The organism is Agrobacterium sp. CFBP2214 (assembly GCF_030209895.1).
Taxonomy (GTDB): Bacteria; Pseudomonadota; Alphaproteobacteria; order Rhizobiales; family Rhizobiaceae; genus Agrobacterium; species Agrobacterium radiobacter.
In genome coordinates this window covers 386,473-406,727 of the sequence record NZ_JARVRC010000006.1, presented here as the reverse complement: position 1 = coordinate 406,727, position 20,255 = coordinate 386,473, and the positions used below count along the sequence as shown (strand labels likewise).

Annotated in this window: 25 protein-coding genes; 12 read left to right on the top strand and 13 right to left on the bottom strand. The window is 60.3% G+C overall.

Annotated elements, in window-relative coordinates:
• Window positions 1-136 precede the first annotated feature (136 nt).
• The 3 genes from QRN60_RS17580 to QRN60_RS17570 form a co-directional block, all read right to left on the bottom strand.
• Window positions 137-1,090 (bottom strand): acetyl-CoA carboxylase carboxyltransferase subunit alpha, encoded by a 954-nt coding sequence (locus QRN60_RS17580; RefSeq protein ID WP_080864766.1) that lies wholly within the window; start codon window positions 1,088-1,090, stop codon window positions 137-139.
• A gap of 62 nt (window positions 1,091-1,152) precedes the next feature.
• Entirely contained in the window at window positions 1,153-2,139 is a 987-nt protein-coding gene (xerD, locus tag QRN60_RS17575; protein WP_080864767.1) for a site-specific tyrosine recombinase XerD, read from the bottom strand.
• Window positions 2,136-2,309 (bottom strand): histidine kinase, encoded by a 174-nt coding sequence (locus QRN60_RS17570; RefSeq protein ID WP_129567059.1) that lies wholly within the window; start codon window positions 2,307-2,309, stop codon window positions 2,136-2,138. Before QRN60_RS17570 ends, xerD begins: the two co-directional genes overlap by 4 nt.
• Before the next feature lie 188 nt (window positions 2,310-2,497).
• Between QRN60_RS17570 and QRN60_RS17565 the strand changes: the two genes are divergently transcribed.
• Both QRN60_RS17565 and aroB read left to right on the top strand, forming a co-directional pair.
• Window positions 2,498-3,079 carry a shikimate kinase gene (locus QRN60_RS17565; protein WP_003509869.1) on the top strand — a complete coding sequence of 194 codons (582 nt, stop codon included), beginning with the start codon at window positions 2,498-2,500 and terminating at the stop codon, window positions 3,077-3,079.
• Between the two features lie 4 nt (window positions 3,080-3,083).
• Entirely contained in the window at window positions 3,084-4,217 is a 1,134-nt protein-coding gene (gene aroB / locus QRN60_RS17560; protein WP_003509871.1) for a 3-dehydroquinate synthase, read from the top strand.
• Between the two features lie 21 nt (window positions 4,218-4,238).
• Here the strand turns inward: aroB and QRN60_RS17555 are convergent, their stop codons facing one another.
• Window positions 4,239-4,772 carry a P-loop NTPase family protein gene (locus QRN60_RS17555; RefSeq protein ID WP_112295530.1) on the bottom strand — a complete coding sequence of 178 codons (534 nt, stop codon included), beginning with the start codon at window positions 4,770-4,772 and terminating at the stop codon, window positions 4,239-4,241.
• A 102-nt stretch (window positions 4,773-4,874) separates the two neighbouring features.
• Window positions 4,875-5,156 (bottom strand): BolA family protein, encoded by a 282-nt coding sequence (locus tag QRN60_RS17550; protein ID WP_003509873.1) that lies wholly within the window; start codon window positions 5,154-5,156, stop codon window positions 4,875-4,877.
• 114 nt (window positions 5,157-5,270) lie between these two features.
• Here QRN60_RS17550 and QRN60_RS17545 point away from each other — a divergent pair, with 114 nt between their 5' ends.
• The 4 genes from QRN60_RS17545 to QRN60_RS17530 all read left to right on the top strand — a co-directional run bounded on the left by QRN60_RS17545 (window position 5,271) and on the right by QRN60_RS17530 (window position 9,990).
• Complete coding sequence (locus QRN60_RS17545) at window positions 5,271-5,906, top strand: J domain-containing protein (RefSeq protein ID WP_020012181.1); 636 nt, start codon at window positions 5,271-5,273, stop codon at window positions 5,904-5,906.
• A gap of 68 nt (window positions 5,907-5,974) precedes the next feature.
• Window positions 5,975-6,964, top strand: coding sequence for a cobaltochelatase subunit CobS (gene cobS / locus QRN60_RS17540; RefSeq protein WP_003509875.1), 990 nt, complete (start codon window positions 5,975-5,977; stop codon window positions 6,962-6,964).
• Between the two features lie 106 nt (window positions 6,965-7,070).
• Entirely contained in the window at window positions 7,071-8,975 is a 1,905-nt protein-coding gene (gene cobT / locus QRN60_RS17535; protein WP_003509876.1) for a cobaltochelatase subunit CobT, read from the top strand.
• A gap of 37 nt (window positions 8,976-9,012) precedes the next feature.
• A complete protein-coding gene (locus tag QRN60_RS17530; RefSeq protein ID WP_165257923.1) occupies window positions 9,013-9,990 on the top strand; it encodes an esterase-like activity of phytase family protein in 978 nt (325 codons plus the stop codon).
• 3 nt (window positions 9,991-9,993) lie between these two features.
• Here QRN60_RS17530 and QRN60_RS17525 read toward each other — a convergent pair whose 3' ends face one another.
• The 3 genes from QRN60_RS17525 to rpmB form a co-directional block, all read right to left on the bottom strand.
• Window positions 9,994-10,329 (bottom strand): pentapeptide repeat-containing protein, encoded by a 336-nt coding sequence (locus QRN60_RS17525; protein WP_020811446.1) that lies wholly within the window; start codon window positions 10,327-10,329, stop codon window positions 9,994-9,996.
• 113 nt (window positions 10,330-10,442) lie between these two features.
• Window positions 10,443-11,081, bottom strand: a complete 639-nt coding sequence (locus tag QRN60_RS17520; protein WP_080866939.1) for a queuosine precursor transporter — start codon at window positions 11,079-11,081, stop codon at window positions 10,443-10,445.
• Window positions 11,082-11,245: 164 nt separating this feature from the next.
• A complete protein-coding gene (gene rpmB / locus QRN60_RS17515; protein WP_003509888.1) occupies window positions 11,246-11,536 on the bottom strand; it encodes a 50S ribosomal protein L28 in 291 nt (96 codons plus the stop codon).
• Between rpmB and QRN60_RS17510 the strand changes: the two genes are divergently transcribed.
• A complete protein-coding gene (locus tag QRN60_RS17510; protein ID WP_099087313.1) occupies window positions 11,535-11,753 on the top strand; it encodes a hypothetical protein in 219 nt (72 codons plus the stop codon). The genes rpmB and QRN60_RS17510 overlap by 2 nt on opposite strands.
• A 35-nt stretch (window positions 11,754-11,788) precedes the next feature.
• The gene (locus tag QRN60_RS17505; RefSeq protein WP_003509889.1) at window positions 11,789-12,562 is read left to right on the top strand and encodes a DUF3108 domain-containing protein; all 774 of its coding nucleotides are present in this window, start codon (window positions 11,789-11,791) and stop codon (window positions 12,560-12,562) included.
• Between the two features lie 110 nt (window positions 12,563-12,672).
• Here the strand turns inward: QRN60_RS17505 and QRN60_RS17500 are convergent, their stop codons facing one another.
• Window positions 12,673-13,113 carry a cupin domain-containing protein gene (locus QRN60_RS17500; protein WP_162694776.1) on the bottom strand — a complete coding sequence of 147 codons (441 nt, stop codon included), beginning with the start codon at window positions 13,111-13,113 and terminating at the stop codon, window positions 12,673-12,675.
• The gene (gene gloB, locus QRN60_RS17495; RefSeq protein WP_003509891.1) at window positions 13,113-13,883 is read right to left on the bottom strand and encodes a hydroxyacylglutathione hydrolase; all 771 of its coding nucleotides are present in this window, start codon (window positions 13,881-13,883) and stop codon (window positions 13,113-13,115) included. Before gloB ends, QRN60_RS17500 begins: the two co-directional genes overlap by 1 nt.
• Before the next feature lie 105 nt (window positions 13,884-13,988).
• On the opposite strand from gloB, the gene QRN60_RS17490 reads away from it, so the two are divergent.
• The 3 genes from QRN60_RS17490 to QRN60_RS17480 all read left to right on the top strand — a co-directional run bounded on the left by QRN60_RS17490 (window position 13,989) and on the right by QRN60_RS17480 (window position 16,870).
• Window positions 13,989-14,750, top strand: coding sequence for a class I SAM-dependent methyltransferase (locus QRN60_RS17490; RefSeq protein WP_003509892.1), 762 nt, complete (start codon window positions 13,989-13,991; stop codon window positions 14,748-14,750).
• Window positions 14,751-14,834: 84 nt separating this feature from the next.
• The gene (hisC, locus tag QRN60_RS17485; protein ID WP_087745932.1) at window positions 14,835-15,941 is read left to right on the top strand and encodes a histidinol-phosphate transaminase; all 1,107 of its coding nucleotides are present in this window, start codon (window positions 14,835-14,837) and stop codon (window positions 15,939-15,941) included.
• Window positions 15,941-16,870, top strand: coding sequence for a prephenate/arogenate dehydrogenase family protein (locus QRN60_RS17480; protein WP_112295533.1), 930 nt, complete (start codon window positions 15,941-15,943; stop codon window positions 16,868-16,870). The genes hisC and QRN60_RS17480 overlap by 1 nt, the downstream gene beginning before the upstream one ends.
• 171 nt (window positions 16,871-17,041) lie before the next feature.
• On the opposite strand, the gene QRN60_RS17475 is transcribed toward QRN60_RS17480, so the two are convergent.
• Complete coding sequence (locus QRN60_RS17475) at window positions 17,042-18,043, bottom strand: DUF2125 domain-containing protein (protein WP_080866936.1); 1,002 nt, start codon at window positions 18,041-18,043, stop codon at window positions 17,042-17,044.
• Window positions 18,044-18,092: 49 nt separating this feature from the next.
• Between QRN60_RS17475 and QRN60_RS17470 the strand changes: the two genes are divergently transcribed.
• Window positions 18,093-18,644 carry a gamma-glutamylcyclotransferase gene (locus tag QRN60_RS17470; protein ID WP_003509900.1) on the top strand — a complete coding sequence of 184 codons (552 nt, stop codon included), beginning with the start codon at window positions 18,093-18,095 and terminating at the stop codon, window positions 18,642-18,644.
• Here QRN60_RS17470 and QRN60_RS17465 read toward each other — a convergent pair.
• Window positions 18,617-19,414: a lysophospholipid acyltransferase family protein gene (locus QRN60_RS17465; protein WP_003509902.1), complete on the bottom strand. Its 798-nt coding sequence runs from the start codon at window positions 19,412-19,414 to the stop codon at window positions 18,617-18,619. The genes QRN60_RS17470 and QRN60_RS17465 overlap by 28 nt on opposite strands.
• A gap of 113 nt (window positions 19,415-19,527) precedes the next feature.
• Window positions 19,528-20,244 carry a YdcF family protein gene (locus QRN60_RS17460; RefSeq protein ID WP_003509916.1) on the bottom strand — a complete coding sequence of 239 codons (717 nt, stop codon included), beginning with the start codon at window positions 20,242-20,244 and terminating at the stop codon, window positions 19,528-19,530.
• Window positions 20,245-20,255 lie beyond the last annotated feature (11 nt).

The following is a 20,255-nucleotide window of genomic DNA, read 5'->3' as shown; positions in this document are numbered from 1 at the left end:
GTATTTTAAATACGGTATTAACCGTTTACATCTTCTTAACTCAAATCGGATCCGCCCCCGCGGCCACCGATACATCTTTTGATGTGACCGGACTATGGCCGAGTTGGGGCGATATTCAAGGAAAATAAGGCCGGGCTTAAAGGTTCCGGCCGATATCCAGGAATTTCTGGCGGCGTTCGGCGCGCAGCTGTGTGCCGGAACGCTGGGAAAGATCGGCCAAAGCCTTGGCGATGACGTCACCGGTTGCATTGATGACGGTTTCCGGGGCGCGATGCGCGCCGCCGATCGGCTCCGGAATGATGCCGTCGATGACGCCGAGCGACTTCAGATCTTCCGAAGTGATCTTCATATTGGTCGCGGCTTCCTTGGCGCGGGTCGAATCGCGCCAGAGAATGGAGGCGGCACCTTCCGGCGAGATCACCGAATAGATCGCATGTTCGAGCATGTAGACGCGGTTGCCGGTGGCGATCGCGATTGCGCCGCCCGAGCCGCCTTCGCCGATGACGACGGAGACGATCGGCACCTTCACGTTGAGGCACATTTCCGTCGAGCGGGCGATGGCTTCGGCCTGGCCGCGCTCTTCCGCGCCAACACCGGGATAAGCGCCAGCCGTATCGATGAGGGTGATGACCGGCAGCGAGAAACGGTCGGCCAGTTCCAGCACACGGATCGCCTTGCGGTAACCTTCCGGGCGCGGGCTGCCGAAATTATGCTTCAGGCGGCTCTTGGTGTCGTTGCCCTTTTCCTGGCCGATGATGGCGACGGGCTGACCGTTGAAACGGGCAAGGCCCGCCTGAATGGCGGCGTCTTCGGAAAATTTGCGGTCACCGGCGAGCGGCGTGAAATCCGTGAACAGCGCTTTGGCGTAGTCGACGAAATGGGGGCGCTGCGGATGACGCGCGACCTGCGTTTTCTGCCAGGCGTTCAGCTTGGAATAGATGTCCTGCATCGCGTCGTTGACGCGCGATTCCAGACGGTTGATCTCCTCCGAGGTGTCTATGCTCTCGTCTTCATCGGCAAGCTTCTTCAGCTCGATGATCTTGCCCTCAAGGTCCGAGATAGGTTTTTCGAAGTCGAGATAATTGTGCATGAGATCCGTTTCCGATCGTTTTGCGCAAGGTTTGACCGGATTATCCGGCGGTTCCGGTCGCTCTAATCAAGGTTTTTACCCTGTTTGGCAAGGGGGTGATGTGTTTGTACCAGCTCTTGCAAGCGTTCTTCCAGCACATGTGTATAGATTTGTGTCGTTGAAATGTCGGAATGGCCGAGCAGTTCCTGCACCGCGCGCAGATCCGCACCGTTCTGCAGGAGGTGGCTGGCAAAGGCGTGACGCAGGACATGCGGCGATATCACGGACGGGGTGAGACCCGCGCGAATGGCGATGTCCTTGAGGTCGCGGGCGAAGACCTGGCGGGGTAGGTGCCCTTGCCTGCTGCTGGAAGGAAAGAGCCAAGGGCTCTCCGTGGCTTCGGCCTTTTTCGGCGCCTTGTCTTTTTCCTGCACGAGCGCCTTTCGGGCTGCCTCGTATTTTTCCATCGCCTCGATGGCGGCACGGGAAAGAAGAACCATGCGGTCCTTGTTGCCCTTTCCGCGGATCATCAGGAAGCGGCCTTCCTGGCGCAGCACCTTGACGGGCAAGGACACGAGTTCGCTGACACGCATGCCGGTGGCATAAAGCAGCTCAAGCAGCAGATGCATGCGGATGCGGGCAAGCTGGCCGGGACCTGCGGTTGCAGCCTCTTGCGCCGCGAGCCCAAGTAGCCTGTTCACATCGGCGACGCTCATCGTTTTCGGCAGGGCGAGGCCTTTCTTGGGCGCATCGATGATGCCGGTCGGGTCGTCACCGCGCAGCCCTTCCGAATAAAGAAAGCGATAAAACTGCCGCATGGAGGAAAGGCGTCTTGCCTGCGAGGTTGCGGCAAAGCCCTGAGTGGAAAGGTGGGTCAGATAGGCGGAAAGGTCTGGTGTTGCGGCATCGGTCAATGACTGGCCGCGGTGGCTGAGAAATTCACGCAGATCGACAAGGTCGCGCTCATAGGAAGAGAGCGTGTTGGCGGCGGCGCCGCGCTCGGCGCTCATCATTTCCAGAAAACTTTCGAGCCGCGCGCCGTCGCGCCCTGTCGTCGGTTGCCCGTTCATGGGGTGCGCCTTGCCGGTTCTGTCGCCGGCGGGTTCAGCCGCTCGGAGGGGACGCGCACAGTCACCTCGCGGTCGCGCGGCTTGACGACCATGACGAGCAGCACCATGCCCCCATAGATCAGCCCCGCGATGGTCGCCAGTATCATCGTGAAGCGGAAGAGGGTGGGCATGGCGGCTCCGTAAGGGTGGCGGTCGAAATCTATATGCGGTGCGGCGAAAGCGGCGACAAGATCAAAATGGCCGCTCCGCCCCGTGCCGCATGCGGCGATGATTGTGATTCACCGCAATTCAGTCAGCAATTTGGCTTGACGCTTCGTAAACATTTGCAGATATCCATGCCAAACGGGCTTTCAAATTTATGAATGAAACGAATTTATCCGTCCCGGCCACACTCGGGGAGCAAGCGCGGGCAAAGCTCGGACGGCGCAACATCGTCTTCGTCGGGCTGATGGGGGCTGGAAAGTCGGCGGTGGGCCGCATGGTCGCCCAGCAGCTCAAGGTTCCGTTCATTGATACGGATGTCGAAATCGAGCGCGTATCGCGCATGACGATATCGGAACTTTTCGCCACCTATGGCGAAGAGGAGTTCCGTGCGCTGGAAACGCGGGTCATCAAGCGCCTGCTGCGCGGAGGCCCCAAGGTCATCTCCACCGGCGGCGGCGCCTTCATCAACGACAATACCCGCCGGCACATTACGCGCGGCGGCATTTCATTTTGGCTGAAGGCCGATCTCGAGGTGTTGTGGGAAAGGGTCAACAAGCGCGACCACCGTCCGCTTCTCAAGACCGAAAATCCCAAGGCCACCCTGGCGGCGCTGATGGAGAAGCGCTACCCGATCTATGCGGAAGCGGACATGACCATCGAATCCCGTGATGTCCGCAAGGAAATCATCGTGACCGAAGTGTTGACCGCCATAGCCGGCATCGAACAGAAAGACTGACACCATGACGCCTTCCGAAATCCACGCCGATGAACGTCTCGTCCATGTGCCGCTCGGCGAGCGCGCCTATGACATTCTGATCGGGCCTGGCCTGATCGGCCGGGCGGGCGGCGAAATTTCGGCGCGGCTGAAGGGCAGGCGCGCGGCGATCATCACCGATGAGCACGTCGCGCCGCTTTATCTCGAAGGCCTGATGGATGGCCTGCAGACTGATGGCATCGAGGCCGTTTCGCTCACCCTGCCGGCTGGCGAAAAGACCAAGAGCTTCGAGCATCTGGTCACCGTCTGCGATGCGGTTCTGGCGGCAAGAGTGGAGCGTAACGATGCGGTGATCGCACTCGGCGGCGGCGTTATCGGCGATCTCGCCGGTTTTGCGGCGGGCATCGTGCGTCGCGGCGTGCGCTTCGTGCAGATACCGACCTCGCTGCTGGCACAGGTCGATTCTTCCGTCGGCGGCAAGACCGGCATCAACACCCGCCACGGCAAGAACCTCGTCGGCGTTTTCCACCAGCCCGATCTGGTGCTGGCGGATACGGCGGTGCTCGATACGCTGAGCCCGCGGGAGTTCCGCGCTGGTTACGCCGAAGTCGTCAAATATGGCCTGATCGACAAGCCGGATTTCTTCTTCTGGCTGGAAAAGAACTGGGATGAAATCCGCACCGGCGGCCCCGCCCGCATCCAGGCGATTGCGACCAGCTGCCAGGCCAAGGCCGATGTGGTGGTGGCCGACGAGAAAGAAAACGGCGTGCGCGCGCTCCTCAATCTCGGCCACACCTTCGGCCATGCGCTGGAAGCGGCGACCAATTATGACAGCAAGCGGCTGGTTCACGGCGAAGGCGTCGCCATCGGCATGGTGCTGGCGCACCAGTTCTCCGCACGCCTGAACCTCGCAAGCCCTGATGATGCGGCCCGCGTCGAAGCGCATCTGAAGGCAGTTGGCCTGCCGACAACGATGAAGGATATTCCCGGTGAACTGCCGCCGGTCGAAACGCTGATGACGGCGATCGGGCAGGACAAGAAGGTCAAGGGCGGCAAGCTCACCTTCATCCTCACCCACGGTATTGGTCAGTCCTTCGTGGCTGACGATGTTGCGGCGTCCGAGGTGCAGTCCTTCCTGTCGGAGAAGCATCCGGGTTAAGTTATCCCCGGCGCCACTCGGTCAAAAGGCGCCGGTCTCGCTGGCAAGGCGTCCTATCGTTTGCAGCGGCATCGTCGACACATCTGCGCGCCTTTGAAGGCGGATTTTGCCGCCGCCGAAGGTTTCATAAAGCTGCAAATGTCCCGCAAAGGAGGATGACGTCGTCCGCGTCCAATAATCTCCTGCCCAGGCCAAAAGTGCCGCCTGATCGCTTTCGGTCTCGCCGTGCTGCGCTCCGCGCCGCAACAGGCCCTCGCGGCATTCTGCCCAGGGGAGGTCGAGCCATATCAGCACCTTCGCGCGCGGCAGCGCCGTTTCAACCAGCCAACCATAGACCCCTTCGATGATCCAGTCGCTGGTATTGGCATGCCGGGCCACCAGAAGTCTGGCTTCCGCTTCGTCCCGTTTGCGGCCATCCTCTTCCCAGTGAAGGCGGTCGAGATCGTAAAAGGGCAACTTCAGCGCCGAACCGGCTTTTGCGGCGAGACTGCTTTTGCCGGATCGGCTGTTGCCGATGATGGCGATGCGGAGCGAAGGGCTGGCTGTTATCGACATTTGGGTAATCCGTCGAGTTAAGGTTCTCTCTTGGAATGCAGAATCGTTGCACCAACTGGATTTTTAGCCCGGAAATACGAAAGCAATGTTGTGTGGTTAAAACTAGAACCGCACCGCTTCCCCCGGCGCCGCCGCCTCGATCGCCAGCGCATGCAGCCCCGCGTCGAGTTCCGGCTTCAAAAGTGCGTTGATCGCCCGGTGGCGTTCGACGCGAGACTTGCCGGAAAAGCTTTCGGACACTATCTGAACACGCATATGCGTCTCGCCTGTGCCGGTCATATCCGGCTGGTGGCCCGCATGCATCTGGCTTTCATCGACGACCCTCAGGCGCTCGGGTGAAAAGCTCTCCCGGAGCTTGGTTTCTATGCGTTCTCGCAGGGACATGCGACGGGCTCCATTCTCGTTGGCTGGTCTTGAAGGGGGCTACCTAAAAGCCAGCAACATTCCGCTTTGTCAATTCTTGTTGTGCAGCTTTTCGCACCCCATAATCAGGGCATCATGAAACTGGATTCGAAATATTTCGATCGCATCCGCACGCGCCGGAAAAGGGAGCGGGAACCTGAGGTTCAGGCCCCCACCTGCCAGTGGGACGGATGCGATAAACCGGGCATTCACCGGGCACCCGTCGGCCGCAATGCCGAGGGGCAATTCTTCCTGTTCTGTTTTGAGCACGTGAAGGAATACAACAAGGGCTATAATTATTTTTCCGGCCTCTCCGACAGCGAGATTGCCCGCTACCAGAAGGAAGCGATCACCGGTCATCGCCCCACCTGGACGGTCGGCGTCAACAAGACGGCCCGCGACAGCCCGCTGCATTCCACGCTGCGTTCCGGCACGGCCAGCGGCAATGCCCGTATCCGCGATCCTTTCGGCTTTGCCGGCGGTTTTGCGGGCGGCGCAAAGGCAGGCGGCACCCGCCTGCAGCAGGACCGCAAATTGAAGACGCTGGAGGCAAAAGCCTTCGATACGCTCGGTCTTTCTTCCAGCGCAAAGCAGGAAGACATAAAAAGGCGCTACAAGGAGCTTGTCAAAAAGCATCATCCTGATGCTAATGGTGGCGATCGTGGTTCGGAAGAGCGTTTTCGGGCTGTTGTTCAAGCATATCAATTGTTAAAGCAGTCAGGTTTCTGCTAAGCCAACTTACGTGTTTACCGCCTGATTGATGATGTGGCCGGGTGGCTGCCGCCCGCCTTGGAGACGTGATGAGCAAAATCGACCTTGATATTTCCAACCTGCCCGACACGACGGTGTCCGTGCGGGAGGTTTTCGGCATTGATACGGATCTGCGGGTCCCCGCCTATTCGCAGGGCGACGCCTATGTGCCTGACCTTGATCCCGACTATCTGTTCGACCGCGATACGACACTCGCGATCCTTGCCGGTTTTGCTCACAACCGACGTGTCATGGTCTCCGGTTTCCACGGCACCGGTAAGTCCACCCATATCGAGCAGGTGGCTGCCCGCCTCAATTGGCCCTGCGTGCGCGTCAACCTCGACAGCCACGTCAGCCGTATCGACCTCGTCGGCAAGGACGCCATCGTCCTGAAAGACGGCAAGCAGGTTACCGAATTCAAGGACGGCATTCTGCCCTGGGCCTACCAGCACAATGTCGCGCTCGTCTTCGACGAATATGATGCCGGCCGTCCGGATGTCATGTTCGTTATCCAGCGCGTGCTGGAATCCTCGGGCCGCCTGACCCTGCTCGACCAGAGCCGCGTCATCCGTCCTCACCCGGCCTTCCGCATTTTCGCGACCGCCAACACGGTCGGCCTTGGCGATACGACGGGTCTTTACCACGGCACGCAGCAGATCAACCAGGCGCAGATGGACCGCTGGTCCATCGTCACGACGCTGAACTACCTGCCGCATGAGCAGGAAGTGAACATCATCGCCGCCAAGGTGAAGAGCCTCGACAATCCGAAGGGACGCGAAACCGTTTCCAAGATGGTGCGCGTGGCCGATCTCACCCGTTCGGCCTTCGTCAATGGCGATCTTTCCACCGTCATGAGCCCGCGTACCGTTATCACCTGGGCGGAAAATGCAGAAATCTTCGGCGATCTCGCCTTTGCCTTCCGCGTGACCTTCCTCAACAAGTGCGACGAGCTTGAGCGCACGCTGGTGGCCGAACAATATCAGCGGGCCTTTGGCGTCGAGCTGAAGGAAAGCGCTGCGAACATCGTTCTCAGCGCCTGATCGTCCCCGGCTTGTCCGGAGACGATTTCGATGACTTGAAGATGCCGGCAGACCGCGCACATATCGATGGGCGGTCTCCACGCGTCGGCAAATGACAGGAAAGACAATGGCAGCGCGCGGCGACAATTCCAGAGCAAAACCGGGTACGGCTGTTGATACGGAGCCGTTGCGTCAGGCGATTGCCGGATGTGTGCGATCCGTTGCCGGCGATGCCGAGGTCGAGGTCGTCTTCGCCAATGAGCGGCCGGGCCTTGCCGGTGAGCGCATGCGCCTGCCGGAAATCTCCAAGAAACCGACCGCACAGGAAATCGCGATCACCCGCGGCCTCGGTGATTCCATGGCGCTGCGCCTCGCCTGCCATGACGCCGACACGCATGCGGTGATGTCGCCGCAGGGCGCCGAGGCGCGGCTGATCTTCGACGCGGTTGAACAGGCGCGCGTGGAATCGATCGGCGCGCTGCGCATGCCGGGCATGGCCTCCAACATCCAGGCCATGAACACGGAAAAATACGCCAAGGCCAACTTCGCCGGCATCACGAACAAGGACGACGCGCCGCTCGCCGAAGCCGTGGCGCTTCTGGTGCGCGAGAAGCTTACGGGTGAAAAGCCGCCGGAAAGCGCCGGCAAGGTTGTCGATCTGTGGCGCGATTTCATCGAGGACAAGGCCGCTGGCGATCTCAAGGATCTCTCCAGCGTCATCACCGACCAGAAGGCGTTTTCGCGGCTGGTGCGCAAGATGCTGACCTCCATGCAGATGGCGGAAGATTTCGGCGACGAGGATAACGAGCCTGACAGTCAGGAAGCGGAGTCCAACGAGGACCAGCCGCGCACCAACGAGACGGAAGAAGAGCAGGTCGAGGAAGAGGCCGGCTCGGACGCGACGCCCGCCGATGAAAACGAGGCCTCGCAGGAGGAAATGGAAGAAGGCGAGATGGACGGCGCCGAGATGTCGGACGAGGAAATGTCCGACGATCTCGACGAGGATTCCGAGACGCCCGGCGAGACCCGCCGCCCGAACAGCCCCTTCGACGACTTTAATGAAAAGGTCGATTATCGCATCTTTACCCAGGAATTCGACGAGGAGATCCACGCGGAGGAACTGTGTGACGAGGCCGAACTGGACCGTCTGCGCGCCTTTCTCGACAAGCAGCTCGCCCATCTTCAGGGTGCGGTCGGGCGCTTAGCGAACCGGCTGCAGCGCCGCCTGATGGCGCAGCAGAACCGTTCCTGGGACTTCGATCTGGAAGAGGGTTATCTCGATCCGGCTCGCCTCGTCAGGCTCATCATCGATCCCATGCAGCCGCTCTCCTTCAAGAAGGAACGCGACACCAAGTTCCGCGATACCGTCGTGTCGCTCGTCATCGACAATTCCGGTTCGATGCGCGGCCGGCCCATCACTGTTGCGGCCACCTGCGCGGATATTCTGGCGCGCACGCTGGAGCGCTCGGGCGTGAAGGTGGAAATTCTGGGCTTCACCACCAAGGCGTGGAAGGGCGGGCAATCGCGTGAGCAATGGCTGGCCAGCGGCAAGCCGGCTTCGCCCGGCCGTCTCAATGATCTGCGGCACATCATCTACAAATCGGCGGATGCCCCGTGGCGGCGCGCGCGACGCAATCTCGGCCTGATGATGCGCGAAGGCCTGCTGAAGGAAAACATCGACGGTGAGGCGTTGATGTGGGCGCATAACCGTCTGATCGGTCGCCCCGAGCAGCGCAAGATCATGATGATGATCTCGGACGGTGCGCCGGTGGACGATTCGACCCTGTCGGTCAATCCGGGCAACTATCTGGAACGGCACCTGCGCGCCGTCATCGAGCAGATCGAGACACGGTCGCCGGTGGAACTGCTGGCAATCGGTATCGGCCATGACGTGACACGTTATTATCGTCGCGCCGTGACCATCGTGGATGCCGACGAACTGGCGGGCGCGATGACCGAGCAGCTCGCAGCGCTCTTCGAGGATACGAGCAACGCTTCCGGTTCGTCCCGCAGGGTTCGCCGTGCGGGATAAGCGGGGCCGGGTTTTCTCCGCCTGTAAAACGCTCTCAATGGCCGCCATTCTGGCGGCCGCATCGCTGTTCCCGGTTTCCATCGGCGCTTCGACCATCGATGTGCCGGTGAGTGCGCGTCTTCTGTCTTCTTTCGAAGTCGGCACCAGCGAGAAACGTTTCGGCAAGCTGGAATTTGTCGGCGGCATGGTAATGAGCGCGCCGGAAAAACTGTTCGGGGCCATATCCTCCATCCGCTTCCGCCCAAACGGGGAGGATTTCATTGCGGTGCTGGATACCGGCCATTGGCTGACGGGCAGAGTCACGCGTGACGCTGTCGGGGCGCTGTCTGGCCTTGCTGAAGTCCGTATCACCCCCATGCTGGATATGAGCGGCCGCGAACCGCCGCGCAAGATGGAGATGGATGCCGAAGGGCTGGCGCTGCGCGACGGCAAGGTTTTGGTCAGTTACGAGCAACGTCACAGGATCGATATCTATCCCGATCCAGGCTTCGCTACCTCGAAACCGCTCGGCCGTCTGCCGCATCTCATTCCCAATAACGAGTTACGCCACAATGGCGGCATGGAGGCGCTGGCAGTATCACCGGCCGATTCGCCCCTCGCCGGCGCTCTCGTCGTGGTGGCCGAAAAGAGCATCGATACGGATGGCAACCTTCTCGCCGCCATATTGGAAGGCCCGCTCAAGGGCACATTTGCCGTTACCCATCACCCCTCATTTGACGTGACTGATGGCGCTTTCCTGCCAAACGGCGATCTGCTGCTTCTCGAGCGGCGCTTCAACTTCGCCGAAGGTGTGGGCATGCGCATCCGCCGCATCCGCGGGGCGGATATCCGGCCGGGCGCGGTGGTGGATGGCGAAATCCTCATGGAAGCGGGCATGGCCTACCAGATCGACAATATGGAAGGCATGGATGTGGTGAAGGGGCCGGACGGTTCCACGCGCCTCATCATCGTTTCCGATGACAACCACTCGTTTCTCCAGCGCAATCTGATGCTGGAATTCAAGCTGGTGGAGTGAATATCAGGCCTGCTCCTGTGCCGCCTTGTAGGCAGCCAGGAGATCCTCGACCGGAATGCCGTCGATCTTCATGCCGGTCATTCGGCACGCCGTTATCTGCGCGCCGGAGAGGTTCGTGTTGCTCAGCTTCAGTCCGGTAAAATTGACGTCATCGATCGACCAGCCGGACATGTTGCTGTCCGTAAACGACGCACCGGAAAAGTTGATGTCATTGAAGCGTGTGCCGGCCAGATTGACATTGTTGAAGACCGTCCCCGACAGATTGACGTTATCGAAGCTGGAGCCCGAAAGCGTGGCGCTCGTCGCATCCACAATGTCGATAACGTCCTTGATCTGCATGCCGATCCGCCTCCGAGCTTTGCCACGGACGGCAGATTGCAACGCCACCCGTGGGTTTGCAAGCGTGATCTGATCGTGCATCCCCCGGCCTCAAATCCCGCTGACGGAAAGTATCAGCTCGGTTTGACGGTGCCTGGCATGGGCTTCAGCGTGTTCATCAGCGCGCCATAAGGCAGCAGCATGACGAGGCCGACAAGGACCTTCACCGAAAGATCGCCCAGCGCCCAGGAAATCCACCGGGGGGCTTCCAGAGCGAAGATGCCGAGCAGCGGCGCGCTTTCGATGGCGAAGGCATCATTGGGGCCGACAAAGGAGAAGCTCGCGGCAAAGGCGATTGAGAAGAACAGAGCCGTATCCAGCACCGAGCCAAGCATGGAGCCGGCCAGCGGCGCATGCCACCAGCGCTGGCGGCGCAGGCGGTTGAACACGGAAATATCCAGCAGTTGGCCGATGAGATAGGCGGTGCCGGAAGCAACAGCGATGCGCGGGATGGATGTCCAGAAGGACAGCGTGACGCCGACGACGAAGCCCGCAAGCACGACGCGACGCGCGATGGACGGGCCGAACTGGCGGTTGGTCAGGTCTGTAACAAGGAACGCGATCGGATAGGTGAAGGCGCCCCAGGTCAGGAGGTCGCCGAGATTGACGCCGAACAGCGAGCCGGAGAGCGGGTATTGCACCAGAATATTGGAAGCGACGACGACGAGCGTCATCAGCAGAACATAGATAAGCGTATAGCGCAGATAGGGCATTTTTTTATCCTGGGTGATGCCACCAGTTGGAGCCAAGCATCGGCGCGAAACGTCTCAAACGGTTTCCGCAAAACTCGATGCAACGAAAATCTAAAACAAACAAAAGGCTTGAGCGGCAAAAGCCATTCAAGCCCTCTGAATATCAGATGATATCGAAACCGCTATTAAGCAGCTTCAGCAGTCTTCTTGGCGATCTGGCGGCGCAGGAGACGAGCGCGCATGCTCAGTTCGTTTTCGCCGGACTTCAGAAGGAAGGCATCGAGGCCGCCACGGTGTTCAACGGAGCGCAGAGCGGCTGCGGAAACACGCAGGCGGAAGCGCTGGCCGAGAGCATCGGAGATCAACGTGACCTGGCAGAGGTTCGGAAGGAACCGGCGCTTGGTCTTGTTGTTGGCGTGGCTGACGTTGTTGCCCGTCTGGACGCCCTTGCCGGTCAATTCGCATACACGGGACATGGGTACACCTATTTCGTTTCGTCTGTTTCACCACTGGCTCGCCACCGGCAAAACCGGGGTGGCAATCCAACTGGCCATGATTGGAAAGTTGCGGTTCTATAGTCAGACGGGACTTAACAGTCAAGCCGCCCGCGAGCAAATCAAAGGAAATTCCGGCGTTTTCAACCGTCGTCCGCTTTTTTATTGCCACAAGTCAGCGTATATGATCGCCCGATAAGGCCGCTTCCGCGCCTCTTTTAAGGTGATATCGAAATGATTGCCAGAGGAAAAAGCATTTTCATGGCCGCTACCATGGCGCTTGCGGGTGTCTCCCCCTCGCTCGCCGCCGAAGCGCGCCACACAAGCGAATACAGCATCAATCTCGGCATTTTGCCGATTGCGCGGGCAAGTTTTTCGACTCGCATGGATGGGCCGAATTATTCGATCTCCGGTTCCTTCAGCGCCGCCGGCCTTGCCAGCATCCTCAAGGATATTTCCGGCAAAACGACGGTTTCCGGCGCCAAGCGCGGCCACCGGCTGCAGGCCAATGAATATTCGCTGGTCTACAAGGACGGCAAGCGGGTGCGCACCTATGACGTCGTCTATCGCAACGGCAACGTCACATCGACGACAGTGAAACCCGAGCCTAAGGCGCGGCCGGACAACTGGGTTGACGTGAAGGACCGCGATCTGCGCTCGGTTCTCGATCCGATTTCCGGTCTCATCATTCCCGCGGGCGGCCGCATCTGCCCGACTCGCCTGCCGATCTATGACGGCGAATCGCGGCTGGATCTCGTTTTGAGCTCCAGCGGCACCAAGCCGTTCAAGACCAATGGTTTTAATGGCGACGCCATCGTCTGCAAGGCGCGTTATGTGCCGAAGTCGGGCTATCGGCAGGGACGCAAGGATATCGAATATCTGAAATCCATTTCGATGGAGATCTGGTTTGCGAAATCCAACAACATGGATGTCTATGCGCCGGTCTACGCCATCATTCCGACGCGGGTGGGACAGGTCTACATTACCGCTACGAAATACGGCGGCTGATTGCTGGCGCATGGCGGGGTAAGTGACACGGCGGTGCGGTTCGGTTCTTCTCCCCGCCGGGGAGAAGAAACAAGTGGCATCCGCTCATTCCGCCGGCATTGCGCTGAGAATTACGGGGCATCGCCCGGCGACCAGCCGGGTTCGGCCATAACAAAGCTCGAAAAGGCAAAGCCTGGCGAGACGGTGCAGCCGACGAGGGTGAAATCGCCGAGGCTTTCGGCCGATTGCCAGCAGTTGGCGGGAACGATCACCTGCGGGCGCTCGCCTTCCAGAATGGCGGGGCCGAGCGTGAAGGTCTGCACCTCCCGGCCGTCCTGGGAAAGATGCAGCGCGATCGGCGCGCCGGCATAATAGTGCCAGACCTCGACCGCATCGGTGACCCGATGCCAGTGCGAGCGCTCGCCTTTTTCCAGGAGATAATAGATCGCCGTGGAATGGCCGCGCTCGCCGCCGGCCTTGTCACGGAAAGTCTGGTGGTAAAAACCGCCCTCGGGATGTGGCTCCAGCCCCAGTTCACGAATGATCGCCTGCGCCGATATATCGGTTGTCATCAGAAATTGTCCTTGCGCGTGCGGATTTCCGCGAAGACGTCGGCATCGGTGGCGCTTTCCAGGCCAAGATATTTGCGGATGCCGGGATCGGCCACCCGCATATAGGGATTGGTCTGTTTTTCGAGCCCGATGCTGGTGGGAATGGTGAATTCATTCGCCTGCCGCGCCTTTTCCACCTGCTCCGCGCGGTCGCGCAGCACGGTATTGTCGGGATCGACGGTCAAGGCGAAACGGGCATTCGTCAGCGTATATTCATGGCCGAAATAGACCTTGGTCTCATCCGGCAGGGCAATGAGTTTCTGGAAGGAGTGCCACATATCCGCCGCCGGACGTTCGAACAGGCGGCCGCAGCCCATGGCGAACAGCGTATCGGCGGCAAACAGCAGCCCGTCATCCGGCATATAATAACAGATATGTCCCGCCGTATGACCGGGTGTGGCGATGATCTGAACGCGGCGACCGGCGAATTCGAATTCGTCGCCATCGGCCTGCGAGCGGTCGAGCCCGGGTATTGCAACAGCCTCATCATAGGGACCGTGAATTTCGCACTGAAACTTGTCCTTCAGCGCCAGATTGGCTTCCACGTGGTCCTGATGGTGGTGGGTGGTGAAAATATGCGTGAGCTTCCAGCCGTGGCCGTCGAGAGCATGCAGGATAGGACTTTCTTCCGGGGCGTCGATGGCGGCGGTCGCCCCGCTTTCGGGGTCATGCAGGAGAACCCCGAAATTGTCGCTGCGGCAAAGAAAGACGTCTATTTCCAAAGGTTTCATCTTATCCTCTCCATTTGCCGGCCAAAACCGGCGCATTCGCCCGCCTGACCTTCAATGTAAGGGCAGACGCCTTGAAGTCCAACCGCCTGATGCTACATTCTCGCCATGAATACCGATATCGTCGATCTGCGCGAATTCTATCATTCTCCGCTTGGCCGTTCGGCCGAGCAGGCGATCACCATGGCGCTTTCGACGCTCTGGCCGCCTTTGCCGGAAGAGCGTCTGGTCGGGCTGGGTTATGCCGTGCCGTTTCTGGAGCGGTTCCGCCACGATACGGAGCGCACCTTCGCCTTCATGCCGGCGGGGCAGGGGGCGGTGAACTGGCCGGCGGGCGAGCTTTCTTCCACCGCGCTGGTGTTCGATGAGGAACTGCCGCTGCCTGATTCGTCGATAGACCGTGTCCTGATGGTGCATGCGCTGGAATTTGCCGAAAATCCGCGCGAAAGCCTCAAGGAACTGTGGCGGGTGCTGGCGCCGGGTGGCCGCCTCGTCATCGTGGTGCCGAACCGCCGCGGCGTCTGGGCGCGCATGGAACATACGCCCTTCGGTTCCGGAAGGCCCTATTCGCGCGGGCAGCTGACGGCTCTTTTGCGAGAAACCAATTTCACACCGGGCGCCTCCGCCGAGGCGCTGTTCTTCCCGCCGACCACAAGCCGGCCGGTGCTGAAATTCCGTCGTTATCTCGAGCATACCGGTCGTCGGCTGTGGCCGCTATTTTCCGGTGTCATCGTGGTGGAAGCGCAAAAACGCCTCTATCAGGGATTGCCCGTCACGCAGCGCGCCTCGCGCCGGGTTTTCGTGCCGGTTCTGGCGCCGCAGGGGGTGCCCACCACCCGCGCCGCCGTGCAGCAGGGAAAGCCGCGCTAACCCTCGACAAAACGCACATTCCGGTCTAATGCCTCCGGCATTGCTTTTGCCGGGTTCCCCGGCGCTTTTCCAAAGGTCGATCAAATGAGTGCAGAGCTTAGCCAACCTGTTCCGCGTCCGGGTATTCTGGATATCGCTGCTTATGTTCCCGGCAAGGAACATGTGGACGGTGTTGCGAAGGTTTATAAGCTCTCCTCCAATGAAACGCCGCTTGGGCCCAGCCCGAAAGCCATAGAGGCCTTCGGCACCGCGGCCAGCCATCTGGAAATCTATCCGGACGGACAGGCGATTGCGCTGCGCCAGGCGATTGCCGACGTGCACGGTCTCAACATTGCGAATATCATGTGCGGCAACGGTTCGGACGAGCTGCTCGGCATGCTTTGCCACGTCTATCTGGGCGCGGGCGATGAGGCGATCATCACCGAACATGGTTTCCTCGTCTACAAGATCCAGATCATGGGCGCGGGCGCGACCCCGGTGACGGTGAAGGAAAAGGACTGCGCGGTGGACGTGGATGCGATCCTCGCCGCCGTGACGCCGAAGACGAAGATGGTTTTCGTCGCCAATCCCGGCAACCCCACCGGCACCTATGTTCCCGTTGCGGAAATTCGCCGCCTGCAGGCCAGCCTGCCGAAACATGTCGTGCTGGTGCTGGATGCGGCTTACGCCGAATATGTTCGCAAGAATGACTACGAGGCCGGGCTTGAGCTGGTATCCGGCAACCGCAACGTGGTGATGACCCGCACCTTCTCGAAGGTCTATGGTCTCGCCGCCCTGCGCGTCGGCTGGATGTATGGTCCCGCCGCCATCATCGATGCGCTGAACCGCGTGCGCGGCCCATTCAACATGAGCGCGCCGGCCATTGCTGCCGGTGCCGCTGCGATCCGCGATCAGGCCTTCGTAGAAAAGGCCGTGGCGCATAACGCGCTGTGGATGGAAAAGCTGGTCACGGCCTTTACCGGCCTTGGTCTCACCGTCACACCATCCGTCACCAACTTCATCCTCATCCATTTCCCGGATCAGGACGGCAAGCGGGCAACGGATGCCGACGAGTTCCTGAGCCGCCGCGGTTATATTCTGCGTGCGGTGCGCGGTTACGGCTTCCCGAATGCGCTGAGAATGACCGTCGGTTCTGAAGAGGCCAATCTCGGCGCCATCGCTGCTCTTACCGAGTTCATGGGGCAGGCGTGATGGCTGAGATCATGTTTGAACGCATCGCGCTGATTGGCATCGGCCTGATCGGCTCGTCTATTGCCCGCGATATCAGGGAACTGGGTCTTGCCCGCCATGTGACGATTTCCACGCGCAGCGAAGAGACGCTGAAACGGGCGGAAGAACTGGCGCTCGGCACGGATTACACCGTTTCGGGGGCGGAGGCGGTCAAGGATGCCGATCTCGTCATCGTCTCGGTGCCTGTTGGTGCATCGGAAAGCGTGGCACAGCAGATCGCGCCGCATCTGAAACCGGGAGCTATCGTTACCGATGTCGGCTCCACCAAGGCCTCGGTTATCGCGCAGATGGCTCCGCATATGCCTGATAACGTGCATTTCATTCCCGGCCACCCGCTGGCGGGTACGGAAAAATCCGGCCCGGATGCCGGTTTTGCCGGTCTCTTCCGCGACCGCTGGTGCATCTTCACGCCGCTGCCGGGCACGGATGCGGCGGCGCTGGAAAAGCTCAAGGATTTCTGGCGCGCGCTCGGCTCCCGTGTCGATGAAATGGATGCCGAACACCATGACAAGGTTCTGGCGATCGTTTCGCATCTGCCGCACATCATCGCTTATAATATCGTCGGCACGGCGGATGATCTGGAGACGGTGACCGAATCGGAAGTCATCAAATATTCCGCCTCTGGTTTCCGTGACTTCACCCGTCTGGCCGCCTCCGATCCCACCATGTGGCGAGATGTCTGCCTGCACAACAAGGATGCCATCCTTGAAATGCTGGCGCGGTTTTCCGAAGACCTCGCCTCCCTGCAAAGGGCGATCCGCTGGGGAGAGGGCGACAAGCTGTTCGAACTGTTTTCCCGCACCCGCGCCATCCGCCGCTCTATCGTGCAGGCCGGTCAGGATGTCGATGCGCCGGACTTCGGGCGTCATGCGCTGGATCAGAAGAAGTAAGGCGCATTTCGCTTATAGTCGTGGTGGGATTTGATCCGGCCCATAACGCCCGCCGGCAAAGTGCCAAAGCCTCCCCGTCGTCATCCTCGGGCTTGACCCGAGGATCCACGATCCGACGCGCATGGATCCTCGGGTCAAGCCCGAGGATGACGTCGAGTATAAATCAATCCCTCAGATCGGCGGAATCTTTCCAAGCGGGATAAAGCCGCTGACCGTGGCGCGGCCGCGGTCCACCACGAGATCGACGGACGCCCGGTCACCACCTCCGGCGAGCGCGCCGAGCAGCTTGCGGGCCGTATCGATGGTGGATTGCAGCTGCGGAAAGGCCTGCTTGGCATTATCAGACCATGAGCCGAGCTTTTCGATCTCAAGCTTGAACTGGCCGGAGAGATAGCCCTCATTGTCGAAAGAGAAGGGGCCGCTGATGCGCATGGTGCGGCCCTCGCCAATATCGGCCACCAGGCGGCGAAGCTCGCCGCTTGCGCCATAGAGACCCGACTTGTCGCTGCCATCCACCATGCCTGCCTTGCCCGCGAGCGTGACATCAACGATGGCATCGAGGCGGGGAAGAACCTGCGGCCAGTCCTTGATGACGGTCGCCGAATCGGTGAGCGTGATTGCGCCGTCGAGATCGGCCCCGTTCTGGCGCAGATGCATTTCCGTCTTGACGGCATCAAAATCGATGGTCTGGCCGGTGACCGAGGAAACCGCCTGCGCCTTCAGTCCGTCGATGACGAGCGAGCTGCGGTCAATGCCCTTCAGTTTGGTGACGATGCTGGACTGCATGTTCTTCCAGGCAGCCGAAATCGTCAGGCCGTGGGCGGAACGGATTTCCGCGGGCGAATCGAGTTCCCAGACGATATGGCCGGGATTATAGACCTGCGCCGCCGAGCGAAGTTCGCCGAAGGAAGCGGAAACGCCGTTCTGGCTGTCATCCACCGTCACCTTCGAGCAGAAGAGGCCGATGCGGAAGGGATAACCCTTGAAGGCGATATCGCCGCATTCCCCGCTGACGCTGCGGGCCTGCGAAGGAGAAATGACGTTCAGCACCGTCTGTTTCAGCCTGTCGGCGGCATAAAACCATCCGGCAGTGTAAAGTCCGATGACCACCACAATGGCGATGGCGAGCCAGAGGAATTTTTTGGTCGTGCCGGATTGGCTTGACGCTGCCATATTGATCTCCGATGAACAGACTTCAGGGAATTTTGATTTGGCTTGGGATATGGACGATTTTTGGGTCTTTGGCTACGGTTCGTTGATGTGGAACCCCGGCTTTGCCTTCGAGGAGAGGCAGCAGGCGCGGCTGCACGGTTATCGGCGCTCGCTCTGCATCAGTTCCAACTTCTATAGAGGTACGGAAGAAAAGCCCGGTCTCGTTCTCGGTCTGGAGCGCGGCGGCTCCTGCCTCGGCGTCGCCTTCCGCGTGCGCGGACAAGACCGCGACCCCGTGATGGTCTATCTGCGCGAGCGCGAACTGGTGACCAATGTCTACAAGGAGCGGATGGTTTCCATCGCACTGTCAGATGGCAGGCGCGGCAGCGCCGTGACCTATGTGGCCGACCCCGCGCATGAGCAATATATCGGCGGTCTCGGCGTTGCCGAATCGGCGACCATCGTCGCGGCGGCAACGGGCCGGTCCGGGCCGAATACGGATTATGTCTTCAACACCGTGCAGCATCTGCAGGAGATGGGCATTCGCGACTCACTGCTGGAAAGCATTGCCAAAAATGTCGGCACGCTCGCCGCTCAGCCGGCCGTGGTTTCCTTGCCCTGAAGTTCAGCGATCCGCTTTACGGCAGTCGGCGGCAGCGGCAGGTGGGGATTGTTGCGCACGGTTTCCAGCAGCAATTCGTCGCTCGCCTTTTCCGTCACATCGATCAGACGCTTGAAGAACACATCGGGGTCCAGCCCCGGCTCGATGGCCGGCAGGATACGCACCTTGAAATGGCCGGGATAGCGCATCGTGGAACGGCGCGGCCAGAACAGGCCGGGATGCATGGCAACGGGAATGACCGGCACCTGCAAATCGCGGTAAAGCCGGGCGATACCGTAACGGTATTCAGGCTCGGCGCCCGGCGGGCGGCGCGTGCCTTCGGGATAGATGATGAGTTCGCGGCCGGCGGCCATTTCCTCTTTCGCCCGCTCCATGACCTTCAGCATCACCTTGCCGCGTGCGGCGCGGTTGACCGGTATCATGCGCTGTTTCATCACATACCAGCCGAACAGCGGAATCCACATCAACTCCCGCTTCAGAATGTAAACGGGGTCCGGCAGATTGGGTAGCAGCGCATAGGTATCCCAGAAGGACTGGTGCTTCGGCGCAAAGATGCAGCCGGTCTCGGGAATGTTCTCCAGCCCCTCGATCTCGAAGGTGGTGCCGACGATGGTTTTCATCAGCCAATGGTTGGACCGCGCCCAATTCTTGGGAATTTCGAATGCGATCTTGCGGGGCAGGATGAAATAGATCGGCGTCAGCACAATCATGCGGACAATCAGGTTGAGATAAAACAGCGTATTGAAAAGAAAAGAGCGCAGCTTGAGCATCAACAGCCTTCCCGGGATGCAGCCGTTCCGAAACTTTGAGCGCCTCGATGCCGGATGCCGATGCCAGACGCCTACACGAAAACAAGGGGCCGCAGCAAGGGTGTTCTCGCGGGTCAGGGCGAAGCGGTCGCCACCTTCGGGGTGGAGTGGTCGGCGGCTGCCTTGCGCAGCCCGTCGCCCTTGCCGAAGCCGGTGAGGTCGCGCCCGGCCGCAGCCACGAACTTCAGATATTCGTAGAGCATGGTTCTCACCACATCCGGCTCCACGAACCAGTTGGTGCGGGCGAGATCGGCGCTGATGACGGGATAGGCGATGAATTCCGTCTGCGGGCTGGCGCTGCGCAATTCATGCAGGCTGCGATGCATATGATAATTATTGGTGACGACGACGATGGAGGAATAGTTGTGGTCACGTATCCAGCTTGCCGCCTCATTGGCGTTGCCGATCGTGTCGATGGCCTTGTAGCCCATATCCACACAGCAGGAGAACATGTCGGATGACCCTTGAGTCATCTTGCGAATCTGCGAGCGGGTGGTGGCGGGGTTGACGCCTGATATCAAAAGCCGCTTGCCCACGCCGTCCCTGAGCAGGCCGACCGCCTGTTCGATACGCTGATAGCCGCCGGTGAGCACAATGATGGCGTCGCCTCTCGCCCCTTCCGGCGGGCGCATGGAGGCGACGGAATCGGCAAACCACAGGAAGCCGCCTGAAAAAACACCAAGAAGAACGACGCAGAGCAGGATGAAGCCGCGAATAAAACGGCGCAAAGGACCACGCCGCGACAACAGGCCCTTTCTGGCCGGCCGCGCCGTCGTCTGATCCTGGTCCATCCGACTCACAA

Bases quoted from the DNA above. Each gene is read 5' to 3' on its own strand.
- QRN60_RS17580 (WP_080864766.1), bottom strand. From the start codon at position 1,090: ATGCACAATTATCTCGACTTCGAAAAACCTATCTCGGACCTTGAGGGC.
- xerD (WP_080864767.1), bottom strand. From the start codon at position 2,139: ATGAACGGGCAACCGACGACAGGGCGCGACGGCGCGCGGCTCGAAAGT.
- QRN60_RS17570 (WP_129567059.1), bottom strand. From the start codon at position 2,309: ATGCCCACCCTCTTCCGCTTCACGATGATACTGGCGACCATCGCGGGG.
- QRN60_RS17565 (WP_003509869.1), top strand. From the start codon at position 2,498: ATGAATGAAACGAATTTATCCGTCCCGGCCACACTCGGGGAGCAAGCG.
- aroB (WP_003509871.1), top strand. From the start codon at position 3,084: ATGACGCCTTCCGAAATCCACGCCGATGAACGTCTCGTCCATGTGCCG.
- QRN60_RS17555 (WP_112295530.1), bottom strand. From the start codon at position 4,772: ATGTCGATAACAGCCAGCCCTTCGCTCCGCATCGCCATCATCGGCAAC.
- QRN60_RS17550 (WP_003509873.1), bottom strand. From the start codon at position 5,156: ATGTCCCTGCGAGAACGCATAGAAACCAAGCTCCGGGAGAGCTTTTCA.
- QRN60_RS17545 (WP_020012181.1), top strand. From the start codon at position 5,271: ATGAAACTGGATTCGAAATATTTCGATCGCATCCGCACGCGCCGGAAA.
- cobS (WP_003509875.1), top strand. From the start codon at position 5,975: ATGAGCAAAATCGACCTTGATATTTCCAACCTGCCCGACACGACGGTG.
- cobT (WP_003509876.1), top strand. From the start codon at position 7,071: ATGGCAGCGCGCGGCGACAATTCCAGAGCAAAACCGGGTACGGCTGTT.
- QRN60_RS17530 (WP_165257923.1), top strand. From the start codon at position 9,013: ATGGCCGCCATTCTGGCGGCCGCATCGCTGTTCCCGGTTTCCATCGGC.
- QRN60_RS17525 (WP_020811446.1), bottom strand. From the start codon at position 10,329: ATGCAGATCAAGGACGTTATCGACATTGTGGATGCGACGAGCGCCACG.
- QRN60_RS17520 (WP_080866939.1), bottom strand. From the start codon at position 11,081: ATGCCCTATCTGCGCTATACGCTTATCTATGTTCTGCTGATGACGCTC.
- QRN60_RS17510 (WP_099087313.1), top strand. From the start codon at position 11,535: ATGGGTACACCTATTTCGTTTCGTCTGTTTCACCACTGGCTCGCCACC.
- rpmB (WP_003509888.1), bottom strand. From the start codon at position 11,536: ATGTCCCGTGTATGCGAATTGACCGGCAAGGGCGTCCAGACGGGCAAC.
- QRN60_RS17505 (WP_003509889.1), top strand. From the start codon at position 11,789: ATGATTGCCAGAGGAAAAAGCATTTTCATGGCCGCTACCATGGCGCTT.
- QRN60_RS17500 (WP_162694776.1), bottom strand. From the start codon at position 13,113: ATGACAACCGATATATCGGCGCAGGCGATCATTCGTGAACTGGGGCTG.
- gloB (WP_003509891.1), bottom strand. From the start codon at position 13,883: ATGAAACCTTTGGAAATAGACGTCTTTCTTTGCCGCAGCGACAATTTC.
- QRN60_RS17490 (WP_003509892.1), top strand. From the start codon at position 13,989: ATGAATACCGATATCGTCGATCTGCGCGAATTCTATCATTCTCCGCTT.
- hisC (WP_087745932.1), top strand. From the start codon at position 14,835: ATGAGTGCAGAGCTTAGCCAACCTGTTCCGCGTCCGGGTATTCTGGAT.
- QRN60_RS17480 (WP_112295533.1), top strand. From the start codon at position 15,941: ATGGCTGAGATCATGTTTGAACGCATCGCGCTGATTGGCATCGGCCTG.
- QRN60_RS17475 (WP_080866936.1), bottom strand. From the start codon at position 18,043: ATGGCAGCGTCAAGCCAATCCGGCACGACCAAAAAATTCCTCTGGCTC.
- QRN60_RS17470 (WP_003509900.1), top strand. From the start codon at position 18,093: ATGGACGATTTTTGGGTCTTTGGCTACGGTTCGTTGATGTGGAACCCC.
- QRN60_RS17465 (WP_003509902.1), bottom strand. From the start codon at position 19,414: ATGCTCAAGCTGCGCTCTTTTCTTTTCAATACGCTGTTTTATCTCAAC.
- QRN60_RS17460 (WP_003509916.1), bottom strand. From the start codon at position 20,244: ATGGACCAGGATCAGACGACGGCGCGGCCGGCCAGAAAGGGCCTGTTG.